At 35.1% G+C, this 14552-nt stretch carries 16 protein-coding genes; 12 read left to right on the forward strand and 4 right to left on the reverse strand.

Annotation, left to right across the window (positions count from 1 at the left end):
• The first annotated feature begins 676 nt into the window (after positions 1-676).
• The 12 genes from argH (at position 677) to C8270_RS12925 (ending at position 9698) form a co-directional block, all read left to right on the forward strand.
• A complete protein-coding gene (gene argH, locus C8270_RS12865) occupies positions 677-2074 on the forward strand; it encodes an argininosuccinate lyase (RefSeq protein WP_106497217.1) in 1398 nt (465 codons plus the stop codon).
• A gap of 376 nt (positions 2075-2450) precedes the next feature.
• Positions 2451-2879, forward strand: a complete 429-nt coding sequence (gene fosM, locus C8270_RS12870; RefSeq protein WP_442785803.1) for a FosM family fosfomycin resistance protein — start codon at positions 2451-2453, stop codon at positions 2877-2879.
• A 48-nt stretch (positions 2880-2927) separates the two neighbouring features.
• Complete coding sequence (locus C8270_RS12875) at positions 2928-3137, forward strand: hypothetical protein (RefSeq protein ID WP_106497219.1); 210 nt, start codon at positions 2928-2930, stop codon at positions 3135-3137.
• 170 nt (positions 3138-3307) lie between these two features.
• Positions 3308-3742: a hypothetical protein gene (locus C8270_RS12880; protein ID WP_106497220.1), complete on the forward strand. Its 435-nt coding sequence runs from the start codon at positions 3308-3310 to the stop codon at positions 3740-3742.
• A gap of 38 nt (positions 3743-3780) precedes the next feature.
• Positions 3781-3990 (forward strand): hypothetical protein, encoded by a 210-nt coding sequence (locus C8270_RS12885; protein WP_158701712.1) that lies wholly within the window; start codon positions 3781-3783, stop codon positions 3988-3990.
• Positions 3991-4244: 254 nt separating this feature from the next.
• Positions 4245-4427: a PspC domain-containing protein gene (locus tag C8270_RS12890; RefSeq protein ID WP_106497222.1), complete on the forward strand. Its 183-nt coding sequence runs from the start codon at positions 4245-4247 to the stop codon at positions 4425-4427.
• Positions 4428-4941: 514 nt separating this feature from the next.
• On the forward strand, positions 4942-6474 hold the full coding sequence (locus C8270_RS12900; RefSeq protein WP_106497224.1) for a class I adenylate-forming enzyme family protein: 1533 nt from the start codon (positions 4942-4944) through the stop codon (positions 6472-6474).
• A 264-nt stretch (positions 6475-6738) separates the two neighbouring features.
• Entirely contained in the window at positions 6739-6951 is a 213-nt protein-coding gene (locus tag C8270_RS12905) for a hypothetical protein (RefSeq protein ID WP_234028562.1), read from the forward strand.
• Positions 6952-7138: 187 nt separating this feature from the next.
• Positions 7139-7375 carry a DUF3953 domain-containing protein gene (locus C8270_RS12910; RefSeq protein ID WP_106497226.1) on the forward strand — a complete coding sequence of 79 codons (237 nt, stop codon included), beginning with the start codon at positions 7139-7141 and terminating at the stop codon, positions 7373-7375.
• 120 nt (positions 7376-7495) lie between these two features.
• Positions 7496-8335, forward strand: a complete 840-nt coding sequence (locus tag C8270_RS12915) for an alpha/beta fold hydrolase (RefSeq protein WP_106497227.1) — start codon at positions 7496-7498, stop codon at positions 8333-8335.
• Between the two features lie 310 nt (positions 8336-8645).
• The gene (locus C8270_RS12920; protein WP_158701713.1) at positions 8646-8849 is read left to right on the forward strand and encodes a hypothetical protein; all 204 of its coding nucleotides are present in this window, start codon (positions 8646-8648) and stop codon (positions 8847-8849) included.
• A 570-nt stretch (positions 8850-9419) separates the two neighbouring features.
• Positions 9420-9698 (forward strand): hypothetical protein, encoded by a 279-nt coding sequence (locus tag C8270_RS12925; protein WP_106497229.1) that lies wholly within the window; start codon positions 9420-9422, stop codon positions 9696-9698.
• 376 nt (positions 9699-10074) lie between these two features.
• Here the strand turns inward: C8270_RS12925 and C8270_RS12930 are convergent, their stop codons facing one another.
• From C8270_RS12930 to C8270_RS12945, 4 genes are all read right to left on the reverse strand, one after another.
• Entirely contained in the window at positions 10075-11919 is a 1845-nt protein-coding gene (locus C8270_RS12930) for an FtsX-like permease family protein (RefSeq protein ID WP_106497230.1), read from the reverse strand.
• The gene (locus tag C8270_RS12935) at positions 11909-12670 is read right to left on the reverse strand and encodes an ABC transporter ATP-binding protein (RefSeq protein ID WP_106497231.1); all 762 of its coding nucleotides are present in this window, start codon (positions 12668-12670) and stop codon (positions 11909-11911) included. Before C8270_RS12935 ends, C8270_RS12930 begins: the two co-directional genes overlap by 11 nt.
• Positions 12671-12802: 132 nt before the next feature.
• Complete coding sequence (locus C8270_RS12940; RefSeq protein ID WP_106497232.1) at positions 12803-13780, reverse strand: sensor histidine kinase; 978 nt, start codon at positions 13778-13780, stop codon at positions 12803-12805.
• Positions 13777-14469 (reverse strand): response regulator transcription factor, encoded by a 693-nt coding sequence (locus tag C8270_RS12945; protein ID WP_106497233.1) that lies wholly within the window; start codon positions 14467-14469, stop codon positions 13777-13779. Before C8270_RS12945 ends, C8270_RS12940 begins: the two co-directional genes overlap by 4 nt.
• Positions 14470-14552 lie beyond the last annotated feature (83 nt).

A 14552-nucleotide genomic window follows, 5' to 3' on the forward strand; every position in this document is an offset into this window, starting at 1 on the left:
CAACACGACGTTGGTCATGAAGGCGTTGCCACAGGACGTGGCGATCTTAGCCTTTACTCCTTTTTCGCACTGCGGGGTCTCACCGATGCCTCTCATCCCCCAGGAGTCTACGTGTATACGGGCTGCTTGTGAGGAAGTATATGCTTCAATATTTCCCTGTAATCAAGCATTAATAATTGTAATAATACGAGAAAGCAACAGCTGAAAATCCCGCAGGACAAGGAATGCTTCGGCGGCGTTACATCGCTCGCAGAAAATTGATCTGTATTTTCAAGGAGTCTACGTATTCTGACACCGCTAGTAGAAGTTCCCTGATTTTTGTGTAGATATAGCATGTATATCAAGTAATAGCACCTACTAGCGAAGGGAAAACACGGAGACTCCTGCGGGAATAGCACGTGTCTGAAGACTTCGAAGCGGCGGTTTTCTGCTTCGGAGGCTGAAGCCGTGCCCGCGGAAAGCGTAGTGTTTTCCCGTAGCGGTTGTCAAAGCTCCGAACTTGATTTCTAGTTATTGCACATAATCTATTTATTTTGTAATAACAACAAATGTTTTCGATGGGGCGAGTAATCACAGTCCGATCTTTTAGAAACAGTCAAAGGAAAAGTATAGTATTGTGGGGGACTTGGGGGCTGAATCCTGGATAGTCCCAGATTAAAAAGGGGGAGGTTTACATATGTCAAAGCTTTGGGGAGGCCGTTTTACCAAATCTACCAATCAACTTGTTGAAGAATTTACCGCATCAATCGAATTTGATCAGCAATTTGCACAAGAAGATATTGCAGGAAGCATTGCTCATGTTACAATGCTCGCTGAATGTTCGATTATTACAAACGAAGAAGCAAAGCAGATTATCACTGGGTTAAAGACTATCGAGGAAAAAATAAAGGCTGGATCTGTCCCATTTTCCGTGGAAGACGAGGATATTCACATGAACATCGAAAAAATGCTCATCGATGAAATAGGACCGCTTGGTGGCAAGCTGCACACCGGAAGAAGTCGAAATGATCAAGTTGCAACAGATATTCATTTGTATGTAAACAAGAAAACACATGAAATGATTGAGCTTGTCACCGCTGTTCAGCAAGCATTTGTTAACCAGGCGGAAGCAAATATGGGTGTGATTATGCCAGGGTATACACACTTACAACGTGCCCAGCCAGTTTTATTTTCCCATCATTTACTAGCCTATTTCTGGATGTTTGAGCGGGATAAACAGCGTCTTGTTGACAGTTTGCAACGGGTAAATTGGTCACCGCTTGGCTCTGGTGCCTTGGCAGGGACGACATTTCCAATCGATCGTGATCGTACAGCGGCATTACTAGGATTTGATAAAGTTTATCCAAATAGTCTTGATGCTGTCAGTGATCGGGATTTTGTGTTGGAATTCCTGTCGATTGCATCGATTTTAATGACACACATTTCAAGACTATCAGAAGAGCTTGTCACATGGTCAAGTCAGGAATTTGATTTTATTGAGTTGGATGACTCATTTTGTACGGGATCAAGTATTATGCCGCAAAAGAAAAACCCTGATGTACCAGAGCTTCTTAGAGGGAAAACTGGACGTGTACACGGCAATTTATTCGGCCTTCTAACAGTGTTAAAAGGCCTTCCATTAGCTTATAACAAAGACATGCAGGAGGATAAAGAAGGATTGCTTGATACGGTAAAAACGTTGGATGGGTCATTACGTTTACTGGCACCAATGATTGAAACGATGCAGGTGAAGCAGGAGAACATGTACAATGCTGTTGAACAGGACTATTCCAATGCTACCGATATCGCGGACTATCTGGTCACGAAAGGCTTACCATTCCGACAGGCCCATGAAATCATTGGGAAAATCGTGTTATATGCGATCCAGCAGAAAAAATTTTTACTTGCATTGACATTAGAGGAATATCAAGGGTTCAGTTCGCTATTTGAAGAGGATATTTTTGATGTGCTTCAGCCAAAACATGTTGTCGATGCACGAAATAGCTTAGGTGGTACGGCGAAAAACCAAGTTTGTAAACAGTTGGAAGAAGCGAAGGATTCATTAAAAGTGGATGATCAGAAGGTGATGGGTTGAGGCGCGAATCTATGTTTTAATAGTTAGAAGATAAAGATTGGAAATTGATTCGAAGTTAGATTGAGGCAGGAGTTTCCCTGGATACAATAAAAAGAGATGAATTTTAGGCGAACGGCTTTGGATTAGCAGGGAGGAAACGCATGAATTAGGAGTACAAACTGTATTTCGGTTTGTACTCCTAATTTTATTGATTTATTTTGATATTCAATTGTTTTGTGTCATGAGCCTAAAGTATTCAAAAAATTTAGGTCGCTTTATGTTAAACTGATACAGAATGTGAAGAATTGTACTGAACGAAACTGCTATATGTCTAAGATAAGGAATTGCGCCTTATTCATCAGTTTTTTGAAAGACGATACTAATTTTTTGAGGTGATATGGTGTCAGTAAAAGGACTTAATCATTTGTTATTTTCTGTCTCTAATCTAGAGAATTCTATTAACTTTTATAAAAATGTATTTGATGCCAAATTGTTGGTAAAAGGAAGAAATACTGCTTATTTTGATTTGAATGGCATGTGGCTTGCCCTTAATTTGGAGAAAGACATACCTCGTAATGAAATCGAACATTCATATACACATATAGCTTTTTCAATTGAAGAGGAAGAGTTTGACAACATGTATAGGAAACTGAAGGAATTGAATGTCCATATACTGTCAGGTCGGCCAAGGGATAAACGAGACAAAAAATCTATTTATTTTACTGATCCAGATGGTCATAAGTTTGAATTTCATACAGGTACTTTACGGGATAGATTAGATTACTATAAACTGGAAAAAAGCCATATGGAATTTTATGATGAATGAATTTGACCCTTGCAAAGTTAGTAAACAACATACTGGGAGTGTTACATAGTGACAAAAACAGAAACAAAGAGAAATGAAGGACTAACATTAATATCTGTAATTGCAGGTGGGGTAGGTGGATGGATTGTTAATGCTGGATTAAATATTATGACCGATACTGATATGACCTATCTTTATGGAATATCGATATTTTTAGGTGTTATTGTTGGTTTGCTGTGGGATATAACAGATAAGTTTAACAAAGCAGTGAAGTCCTAGAATTAATAAATAAATGTCGTTTTATGAGTTTACGAATACAATAGAAGCAGGGGAGTTTTATTTTCAATAAACGTGCTTCTAAGGTTCAGAATAGTCTTAAAATATGTTATAATTATTTTTTTTAGGTACAACGATCGGGGGAACCTTACTTTATTGATAGGGGGAAAGCAATGGTCTATGGTATAAACTCAAAAAGATTATCATTTTTTAGTATTCTCTTTTTAGTTCTATTATGGAATATATTAAATGATTATTTCGGAATGTCTTTATCCCTGATTTCAGTGGTTTTACTGATGGCTGTTGGATTAGGATCGATTCGATTTAAACTTGAAATGAACAAGGACCATTTCGTATATCATATGCAATTTTTTCAGATAACCCTTTTTAAAAGACACATCTATCCTGGTCAAATCAAGCAATTAAAATTTGTGCGTGTTGGCTGGAATGAAAAAGGTGCAATTATCAAAGTCAACAAAGGATTTAATATTAGACTAATTGTTCTTGATTCACAGAGAGCTTATGATGATGTAATGGGCTTTGCTCATGATCATGAAATACCGATATTTAAAACGAGGGATTATTTAATTTTAGAAAAGATGAAATGAAATACTTAAGGTACATATACGGATGAAGGAACAACTTTTTGCGAGAGGATGAATCAACTGTGTTTTTATTAGCAATGATAGGTGACATATTTGTTGGAGATATCATCTTCCAATTATTTTTATTATTAATGATGATTGCTGCAGTTGCGGGTGTCATTTTATTGTTCGTTAAGTTTAGAAAGAGAAATGAACGATTGGCAAGGGTGGAAGAAAAGTTGGATAAGGTTTTGTCAGAAAAAGAAAAGTAAGTCTATTAAGTTGGGTGTTTTGGCCCAATCCAATAAATAGATAGGTGGGCGATTATCTTGAACTTAAAAAAATATATCGTAGGCTTTTCAGCAGGATATGTTGTTAGTATAGTGATGGGATATTTCATTTTTGATTATTTTTCATGGGGAATCATCGTCGGCCTTCTCATTAGTATCATTTTGTTCGCGCTAATAATAAAGGTGCTGAGTAAAAAGAGGACATAAGCGTTGTTACAAGGGAAGGAGGTTTTGCATTGAATAATAAATTAAGAAAATCAGCAACAGATAGGTCGATTACGGGAGTTTGTGGAGGCATAGCTGAGTTTTTTGGTATTTCATCTTTGGGAGTAAGACTACTATTTATTTTTCTACCTGCTAGTTTGCTTATCTATCTAATTCTTGCCAACTTAATTCCTGATCGCCCGCCGTCATTGTGAAGTTAATATCTTAATCTATCTCTGTAGTCAGACTTTTATTTTCCAAAAAAATATCGTGTGTAAGGGGGAGAACGATTATGAAAAAACAAGTGACGTATATTGTATCGGGCCTTATTATAATACTGATAAGTACACCCTTAGCGTACAAATTGGTGGATATATTATACCAAAACAAAAATTTGACTGGAGAATATGTTCCAATATTAAACGGATTAATCCATTCATTGATGTTAGTTGGTACATTAATATTCAGTATTGGTTTGTTAAGCATACTAAAAAGATAAGAAATAATTATTAGTAACAAAAGGCTTATTGGGTCAACTCTAATGTCCAAAAGAAACCTGCTAGCACAGATCGGTCATAGGAAGATTTTTTTACATAAAAAAACAGTGCACCGAAACTGAATAACCATTAGCAATTCATCATATATTTTTACAAAGATTGGATTCATTGCATATATGTCACTACAACAACATGGTTATGATAGAAAATAATTTCATGGGGTGATTGGAAAATGCACTTGACCAAATTGCTTGAGGATAATCTGAAGACACATGGGGAATATCCGTTTCTTTATTTTCAAGACAAATCGTACACAAATAAGGAAGTTGAATGGTTATCGAAGAAGTTTTCCACTTATTTGCAACAAGCAGGACTGAGTGAAGAAAATATCATGGTTTGTTTGCCAAATACACCGGAAGTAGTTTTTTCATATCAGGGAATTATTCATTCAGGCAACATAGTAGTGCCAGTTATGTATCTTCTAACAGCTAGTGAGATTCGTTACATTTTAGCTGACTCAAAGACAAAAGTAGTAATTACGTCATCCGTTTTCATGGAAAAAATTCAGGAAGCGGTCGCAGCTTTGCCTATCAAGCCAAAAATATTTTTAACGGATGATGAAGTGAAGCAAGAAGATTATGCGGGGCTAGAAATTACTTATTTTTATGATGCAATTGATCAAGCGAATTTAGCCACGCTTGATAATGTGCCCGCGAATGAGGATGATGTGGCAGTTATCTTGTATACTTCTGGTACGACAGGGCGACCTAAAGGTGTCATGTTAAGCCACAAGAATTTGTATGCTAGTGCGCGTACGTCAGCGCTTCTTTCCGAAACAGATACGAAAAATAGTAATGTAACAGTTGGTGTATTGCCACTTGCCCATATTTTCGGATTTACCATGATGAATGCATTGTTCTTTAATGGCAGTGCTGTTGTCATATTCCCAAAATTCGATGTAGGAGCATTGTTCAAAGCGATCGAAACATACCGTGTGGAACAATTTTCGGTTGTGCCTGCAATGATTTATGCCATGGTAGCTGACCAAACACATGGGAATTATGATCTAGGAAGTCTGGAAAATGTCAGTTCAGGATCTGCACCATTACCGATCCCAATTATGAAAGCGTTTACTAAAAAAATTAATGCGAATGTGTTAGAGGGGTACGGATTATCAGAAGCTGCGCCAGTCCTTACCACACATCGAATCGGGGAAGAAATAAAACCAGGTTCAGTCGGGCGTGCGATCCCGGGTGTAGAAGTGAAGGTTGTAGATGAGGCGGGAATTCAAGTACCCGTTGGAGAAATTGGCGAAGTAATTGCTAGAGGGGACAATATTTTTCTAGGGTACTATCAATTAGAAGAAGAAACAGAACGGACAATCCGGAATGGCTGGCTCTATACTGGTGATATGGGAAAATTGGATAAAGATGGTTATTTATATATCGTTGATCGGAAAAAAGATATCATCATTCGCGGTGGGTTCAATATTTACCCTCGCGATACAGAGGAACTTTTAGCTGGGTATGAAGGTGTGCAAGAGGTTGCGGTTGTCGGTGTTCCAGATGAAAAAATGGGGGAAATCGTAGTTGCCTGTGTTGTTAAGAAGGAAGCTGCTGAATTAACGGAGACAGAATTGATCGATTTTACACAGCAAAAGCTAGCAAAATATAAAACACCATCCCACGTTGTTTTTATGGAGAGATTGCCTCGAAATGGTGTGGGTAAAATATTGAAAAACCGCTTGAGAGACCTGGTGGAATAAATATCACATCGATTGAGCCAGAAAGGTGGCCACCTTATTACGAGATATCACAAACATTAAAAATGAAAGCTAAACTGACTATCAAAATGCAAGTTGAGTTGATAGTCAGTTTTTTTGATAGGAAAGGATGATACATGAAACGTGTTTTAAATTTGCCCAACATTATCTACTATTTGTGGTGCATATTCGGTAAAAAATCTTCAATTGATTTACCTGATTTTATAAGGTATTCAGAATACTTATGGTAAAATAAAAATAAAGTTTGTGAGTAATCTACAGAAAAAACATAAGTTGGTCGAAGAGGGATACTACCTTGGAATTTTTATGTCCTTGGGGCTGAGCTTAGGTGTTGTGTTTGGATTAACTGTATTAGACATTGGTTTATTAGGATTACCAATTGGAGTTGGAATGTGCATTGGATTAGCAATTGGATCTGGCATGGATGCGGATGCTAAAAAAAGGGGCAAAACGATATAGTATGTGGCCTTGTCTGTTGTTATTTTCACAAACGAGTGCAATTGATAAAATGAAATAGTTCTGTTAGCGGCTTAGAAAATTGAACAAAATGACCATATCATTCGCTTATTAGAAGAGATAAAAAATCAAGGAGAGTCAAAGTAGCCTTTAACTACTGGCGCAAGTGTTAAGCAAGGGGGAGAGAAATTTGCTAAAAGTATTAAGTATTATTTTGTCGGTAATTGTTGTCGCGTTAGGAAGCATTGCTTTAATAACTCAAAACTTTGCTTTATTACCCTATATGTTGTTTTTAGTAGGAATCCACTCTTTTATTTTGGGAATTATTGAACTCAAAAAAGATCGAAAAGCTTTTTGGGGATATGTTAACATTGGTGCCTCTGTATTTGTGATTTTTGTTGGTATATATACTGTAATACCCAACTAACGGGTTGATCTTAAATATGGAGTTGCAGCTCATTCCAGTATTGGGGCAGGGGTGTTTAATAAAAAAACTTTCTCTTAAGAGTAATTATAAAACTTAATCTAATCGCAAGGAGAAAAAATAATGAAATCTGAAATAATAACATTAGAAAACAAATTACGGGTTAATGTTAGCATGTGGGGGACTCATAAGCCAACCATAATTCTGTTGCACGGATTGGGTAGTACGGGTGGTAGCTTTGATGAGTTAGCAACAATGTTAAGCAAGAATTTTAAGGTGATGGCTTTTGATTTACCTGGACACGGTAAATCTTCATTTTTAAATGATGAGAGTTTCTTTTCTATGGCATCATTAGCAAATTGGGTCAAAGATGTAATCCATTACTATGATGTTAGTGATTTTCATATTGCTGGGCATTCTGTCGGAGGATATATAGGGTTAGCATTTGCTAAGCAAAATTTGCTAAAGTCACTCATACTCTTGGATGGTGGATATATAAGGGCGAGTAGCTTACTAGGAAATACACTTGAAGAAGAAATGAAAATGACAGAACAACATATCAAGAATTACACATTCTCTTCTTGGAGAGAATACGAGAACGAACTTATCAATGATGGTTTATCTAATAAATCGATTAAATTGTCAAAGAGTAGTATGGAGAACAAAAACGATAAAATTAAACTAATCGTTAATTCTGATGCTGCGAAACATATAGTAAAACAGAAATTTTATGAACCGACTAAAGATACTTTAACAGGAATTGAAACACCAATTCTAATGTTAAAAAGCACTTTACCAGAAGATTTTAATCCAGTTAGGAATAGCGAGACGAACCGATTAAAACAGTATTTAAATGTTAGAGTAATTGACGTTGATGATGCATCACACAATGTTTACTGGGATAAGCCAGGTTTTATTAGTAATCAGATGAGTAAATGGATAAAAAACCAAACGAAAAACTAAATATCAATTAATTTTTCTTGGGCTAACTGCTGCTTTACTTTAATAAGGTCTTGGAACGGACTTCTGTAATCGGATGCAATAATATTAAATCTAGCTGGAGTTGTATTGATAACTAGTGAAAAAGACTGGTTGCCCAATATCTTGTGGATCAGATTGGATAAATTAAGTTAATTGCTCAATTCTTTAAAGATGAAACTACACCAAATTTTTATAATTGGCAAAAAACAGTAAAAAAATGATAACTGGATTACTGTCCTTAAATCAGAACAGTGTCCATTTATTCAAGACGCTGTAAATTAACTTGAAGGCTGTGGCTGATGAACTTGATATAAATGTAAATGTACTAGCATTAGATAATTATGAAATGGCTCAACAAAAATATCCGATACCTTTTGGAGTATTCACAGTTATTTATAATGTTGAAATTATTACATATCATCCTGAAACAAAAATTTACAAAGCTATTAGAAAAGTCACATTCGCGATTGTTAAATACGGAACAATCGCTTCTTGAGTTATCGGGGCAGATTATTTAAATATGAAATCAGCAAAAAAGTGCAAAAATAATTAGTCAATTTTGTTGAATTTAAAGGTATTTAGAAAGTCGATGAAGTTTTCTCAAGTAGAACTGATTATTGCGGATGAATTGATCCACTTGTGCTTAGTTTTGAGCCACTAATGTACAACCTGTCTTTAAAGTATAGATTCGGAGCTACAGTGGAGCTGCTTGTCATTAAACTGTTGGCACCCGATTCTTTGCATTTGCTGGAAGGGGTCGGGGCTTAGCTTTGAAATAAAGTTTGGTAATTTATTAAAAGTGGCTTGCAGGATTATCTAATGGATATTATATTTGATTTAATATCAAATTATATAGTGATTGTGAAAAGAATCACTTAAACTAACGGGGGCAGGTTTGTTTAAGTAGATGTTTTAATGAGTCGGAGATATATGCAAAATTTATTGGGGAAATTATATGTTAAAAAAGGTCTTGTTAGTATTGCTTATATCTGTAATTTTAGGTGCGTGTTCGAAAACAGAAATATATAATTTTGAAGGTTAAAGTGATAATTGGAAAGTAATTTATATGGTAGAAATACTTGATGAACAAATAGAGCAAACAAAAACAAAAATAGATTATATTGGTGAGAAACCTATTCCACACGAAATTAGATACATTAGCGAAACCGACAGTGGAAAAATGGAATGTAATACTTCATTAGGTGATAAAGTTGTAACAGAAATAGGAGGACATAGACGTTCTTGCAGTGAGTGTACATTTATAATCGATGAATCTGAAAATATAGAAGCAACTATAAGTTGGAATGATAACCTAGAGGAACTAAAGTTGGAGTACGATAATTAGTTTCTTTAACTGGTGCGGTTGCGGAAAAAGTAGAAAAGAGTGATACATAGTATACATGACTAATATGTATCACTCTATAATTTTTAATGGCTTTTTGCGATTTAGGTCTTGATAAATTTTAAAAGTTTGATTATTTTCTGCCCGAACTTTTCACAATTCCGCGTCATTTATTGAACATTTGATTTTTCAAGATATAATATTTAGCCATAACTTCTTAAAAAAGGGGTCCCACCAATAAACCGCATTTCCTGACGGTACCCCAATTAGAGATGAATAATTTACGGGCTAATACATTATTACTCTACTTTAAATAACTCCTGTCAGACAATCAACAACATCAGTTTTATACTTACTTGCTGGTTAAAATCGGATATCGTTAATTAGCAAGTTTATTTAAATAAGCTCTCCGAATAAAGAAAAAGCTTATTGTAAACAGCAGTAAAAATATACTTAAGCCAATTGCTGTTAGTTGATAAAATGCCAATGAGATATGGTTATGCATGCCGAGCAATGTTGCCAATAAAATAAAAACTGCAATGGTAAATGGGATAAAAATTAAGGTAGCCAGCTCTTTTGTCACGACAGATGTTAATTCCTTAATGGAAAAACCAACTTTTCTAATGCCTGAAAACTTTACTCTTTCTTGTTCAAGCGATGTTTGGAGGTAAAAATAAAGAATACTCATTGCTGCGCTCATAAAAATCAGACTAAGCATAAACCCAATGAGGACCATAATGCTTTTTATAAACTTCTCTGCATCATATAAATCAATTTTAGAAGACATTAAGCGTATATCAGGTTCTGAAGTAATTTTTGATGAAATAGTTTCAGCCACTTGAGTCTTGTTTGTCCAATCATCCAATTCATAAGCAAATATTTTATATTCTGGATACTCAATTGTTTCATATATTTCATCAGGAACGATATAAAATACATTTTGCAACCCAGTTTGTAAAATATTTTCCTTTTCTGTACCTGTATATTCAAGGTTTCCAAATGGGTAATCATGAATGGATTCTTTGCTAGGGTCAACACCTTCATTACCAGCCGCAACAAAATACTCATTGTCCTTTATCGTGATAGGCTTATGCTGGCCAAGTTGATTGAAATTCGAAACGGACATAAAAGCAATCCTACGATCTTCATCCGTTTTAAAGGCAGAATAGTATGCTTCATAATTACCTGCTTTATCTAAGGACTCTTCTATAAATGCTATATCTTTCCGAGCTTCTGATTCGTTACCGGGGTAAGAAGTATATTGGAAACTATAAGGATATAACCTTTCTGTTTTTTCCTCTACACTGTAGTAAGAGCTGTATAGTACGCTTGTACTTATAAAGGCACCTAATAGTAAGACGGTTAATAAATAAATGATATGGGCATGTGAACGCCCTTTTGCCTTTAAGTTAGAAACAAAAAGCATATTAGTTTTTCTAAAATACGATGGATGCTTTTGCCATAAACGAATGGCTAACAACATTCCTTGTGTGACTGTAAAGTAAATGGCTAATAACAGACTAATAAATAACGCAATGTAAGAAATAATTCCAAAGGATTCCACCCAATTTAATTCCTTCATCATGGAAAAGAGCAAGAACACACTAACGATGATGGATAGGATCAATTTAATTGGTGCAGGTTTAATCAGCTTTTCTTGTGTAATATCTGCTTTTAATAGTTGAACAATTTCTTCATTTTTAATCATACGTGTCATTAGTCTAGTAACAATCAAGAATAACAGAGAAAATAAAACAATTGTTATTAGAGTGGCTTGAATTGGGACATACATGCCAAAGATTTCCGCACGTAAGATCTTTTTGGCAACCATTAAAAATAATGGTGCAATAACAAGCCCACACACAATAGCTGTGATAATTGCTACGCCAGCAATGATCATATTTTCTCTGAAAACCATTTTGCGGATTTGCTTCATGGAAGCACCCATCATCATAAAGGTGCCTAGCGTTTTCGATTTCTTTTTCAAAAAAGCGAACAACGAATAGATGATAAAGACAAAAGAAAAAATATAAATAAAGAAGCTGGCAAGCACCATTGTTACTCCTAGTGTACTTGATGGATCCAATTCCGCCAACATTGGATGAAAAGCGATAGTTGAAAACAGGAAAAAAACCACTATAGAAAACACACAGCTTAGAAAGTAGGAAATGTATGTCGACTTATCCCGTAAAATATTTTGAACAACAATATGATTAAAACTCATGCTGACCACCACCTAGAAATGTGAGTGTATCCATAATTTCTTGGTAAAATTGCTGTTTGTTTTTCCCTCGATGTATCTCATTATAGAGAATACCGTCTTGTATAAAGATGACACACTGAGCAAAACTAGCAACGTAGGCATCATGTGTTACCATTAAAATGGCAGTATTAAAGGTTTTATTAATTGATTCGAATAACGTCATAACACTATTCACAGATTTAGAATCCAAGTTTCCAGTCGGTTCATCTGCTAATAGTAATGTTGGATTATGAATAACCGCTCTTGCAATCGCCACACGTTGCTTCTGTCCACCAGAAATTTCAAACGTGCGCTTTTTTAATATTTCTTCAATCCCTAAAAAATCAACGACTTGCTTTAAACTCTGTTTCATTTCTTTCTCTGCCACAGAATCAAGTGTTAAAGGAAGTAATATATTCTCCTCAACTGTTAATGTGTGGACAAGGTTAAAATCTTGAAAGACAAAGCCTAATTCTGTACGCCTGAACCTTGCTAATTCATCATCATTTAATTTATACGGATCTTTTGAATTAATTATTATTGAACCATTAGTGGGACGATCGATGGTGGAAATGCAGTTTAGGAAGGTCGTTTTTCCACTGCCAGATGGGCCCATTACTGCAACAAATTCTTTCTCCCCTAAATGGAAATCAATGCCGTTTAATGCCTTATATGTGATTTCTCCGGTATATTCCTTTTGTAGTTGTTTTACTGTTAAAATTGTATCTCCCATTACGGTTTCACTCCTTGGTGTTCTTTGATACATTTAGTATAAACAAACCGTTCCCCTCTTAAAATCTTTAGACATGACAGCAATATGACAAAATTGTCATATTAAAAAACGACTACCTTATTTGGAAGCCGTCTATTCTCTGGAAAAATCAATCTCAAAAATCGTTTCATTATGAGCAGAGGATAACTTATAAGGATGATTTAGTGTAGAGAGTATCTTTTTGACTAAATATAGTCCGATACCAGTCGCTTCACCTTGGATGCGTCCTTTAGTACCAGTGTAAAACAAATCAAATACACGATTAATTTCACTTTCCGGTATTGTTTCGCCTTTGTTCTTGATCCATAACTGACTACTATTTTCATATCGAATTAGAACGAACGATTTCTTTTCACCATATTTGGCAGCATTACTTAATAGTTGATAGATAACAACTCTAAGCCATTTACGATCAGAATAAATGATGATATTTTCTTCGATTGTACTTTTGGGGTATACCTCCATTTCAATAAAGTAATCTTTTAAATCATTAGCCACTTCTTGGACTATATTCTTTAAAGATATCGGTTCAATCTTTAGATCAGCCAATAATTGGGATGATCGGCTATAAGTTAATAGCTGATTTAAAGAAAAATTTACTTTATCGCACTCTTTTTTTATCTTTTGCCATTCTTGGAATAAACTTGGTTCTTTTAATTGATTCGTTTGTATAAGTAATTGAATGACGGAAAGTGGTGTTTTCATTTGGTGAACAGTTTGAGAAATCATTAGTTGCTGTTCATGTAAGAAATCTTTGTGTTCATCCTCTTTTGTAAGAAAAAGGGACTGAATGAACCGCATTTGCTTTGCATATGCCTTTTCAACCGGGGCTTGAGGATGGTGAATTAATAAATCACTTGTTTCTCCCTTTCCATTCAAATGAGCATACATTTTTTTGCGTCGAATATATCGAAATAAAAGAAGAATGGCTAATAAAATAGTAGCTAAAAATATAAAATAGGCATAATGATTCCTAAAGTCATCTAGCAAATGAATAACAATTGGTAAGCAAATCATCGTTATAATGTAAAGAGTTATAAAACTTAAATGATCACGTAAAAAAGGCTTCATAAGATCTTCTCCGCTAATTGATAGCCAATCCCTCGGATAGTTGTTATTTCCAATGAAGAATAAATAGATTCTAGTTTTTTGCGTAACCGAACAATATTGACTGTTAATGTATTTTCTTCAACAAATGACTCATCATCCCAAATGGCTGCCAGCAGTTGCTGCCTTGTCACAACATTCGAGAATGCTTCAAAAAGTACAGAGCATAACTGTAATTCCTTTATTGTCAATGTTGTCTCTTGTTCGGGTGTAAATAATCGAAAAGTATCCAAATTTAAAGTTGTATTTCCCTCTTTCAACATTCGGGTTTGCGAATCCTTCGCATATTCCCCATATACTCGACGAATTTGCCCATTTACTTTTGCTAGAACTACATCCATTAAAAAAGGTTTTGTTATAAAGTCATCTGCCCCATTTTCAATACCATAGACTTGATCTAACTCACTCATACGGGCAGAAAGTATCATAATGGGACAATTTGAAACTTGCCTAATTTTTCGAGACCAATAATAGCCGTCAAAAGCGGGAAGATTAATATCCATTATGACGAGGTGTGGTTGGAATTCTTGGAAAGTATCAAGTACCCTTTCAAAATCCTCTACAATATGGCAATCATAATTATATTTTTCAAAATGGATCTTTAATGTATTCGCAATATTCACTTCATCTTCAACGATTAATAGTTTATACATTGTATCCTCCTGTGTATCAGTGACTCGTATACCTCTCACCATTTCAATATTATAATAGAAAAATTTCTGTCAGCGGTATTGCC

The sequence above is a fragment of the Lentibacillus sp. Marseille-P4043 genome (assembly GCF_900258515.1).
Taxonomy (GTDB): Bacteria; Bacillota; Bacilli; order Bacillales; family Amphibacillaceae; genus Lentibacillus_C.

What these genes read in the sequence shown, in the direction of transcription:
- C8270_RS12940 (WP_106497232.1), bottom strand. Translation starts at nt 13,780, where the DNA reads ATGAAGCCTTTTTTACGTGATCATTTAAGTTTTATAACTCTTTACATT.
- C8270_RS12900 (WP_106497224.1), top strand. Translation starts at nt 4,942, where the DNA reads ATGCACTTGACCAAATTGCTTGAGGATAATCTGAAGACACATGGGGAA.
- fosM (WP_442785803.1), top strand. Translation starts at nt 2,451, where the DNA reads ATGGTGTCAGTAAAAGGACTTAATCATTTGTTATTTTCTGTCTCTAAT.
- C8270_RS12930 (WP_106497230.1), bottom strand. Translation starts at nt 11,919, where the DNA reads ATGAGTTTTAATCATATTGTTGTTCAAAATATTTTACGGGATAAGTCG.
- C8270_RS12880 (WP_106497220.1), top strand. Translation starts at nt 3,308, where the DNA reads ATGGTCTATGGTATAAACTCAAAAAGATTATCATTTTTTAGTATTCTC.
- C8270_RS12915 (WP_106497227.1), top strand. Translation starts at nt 7,496, where the DNA reads ATGAAATCTGAAATAATAACATTAGAAAACAAATTACGGGTTAATGTT.
- argH (WP_106497217.1), top strand. Translation starts at nt 677, where the DNA reads ATGTCAAAGCTTTGGGGAGGCCGTTTTACCAAATCTACCAATCAACTT.
- C8270_RS12935 (WP_106497231.1), bottom strand. Translation starts at nt 12,670, where the DNA reads ATGGGAGATACAATTTTAACAGTAAAACAACTACAAAAGGAATATACC.
- C8270_RS12945 (WP_106497233.1), bottom strand. Translation starts at nt 14,469, where the DNA reads ATGTATAAACTATTAATCGTTGAAGATGAAGTGAATATTGCGAATACA.
- C8270_RS12925 (WP_106497229.1), top strand. Translation starts at nt 9,420, where the DNA reads ATGGTAGAAATACTTGATGAACAAATAGAGCAAACAAAAACAAAAATA.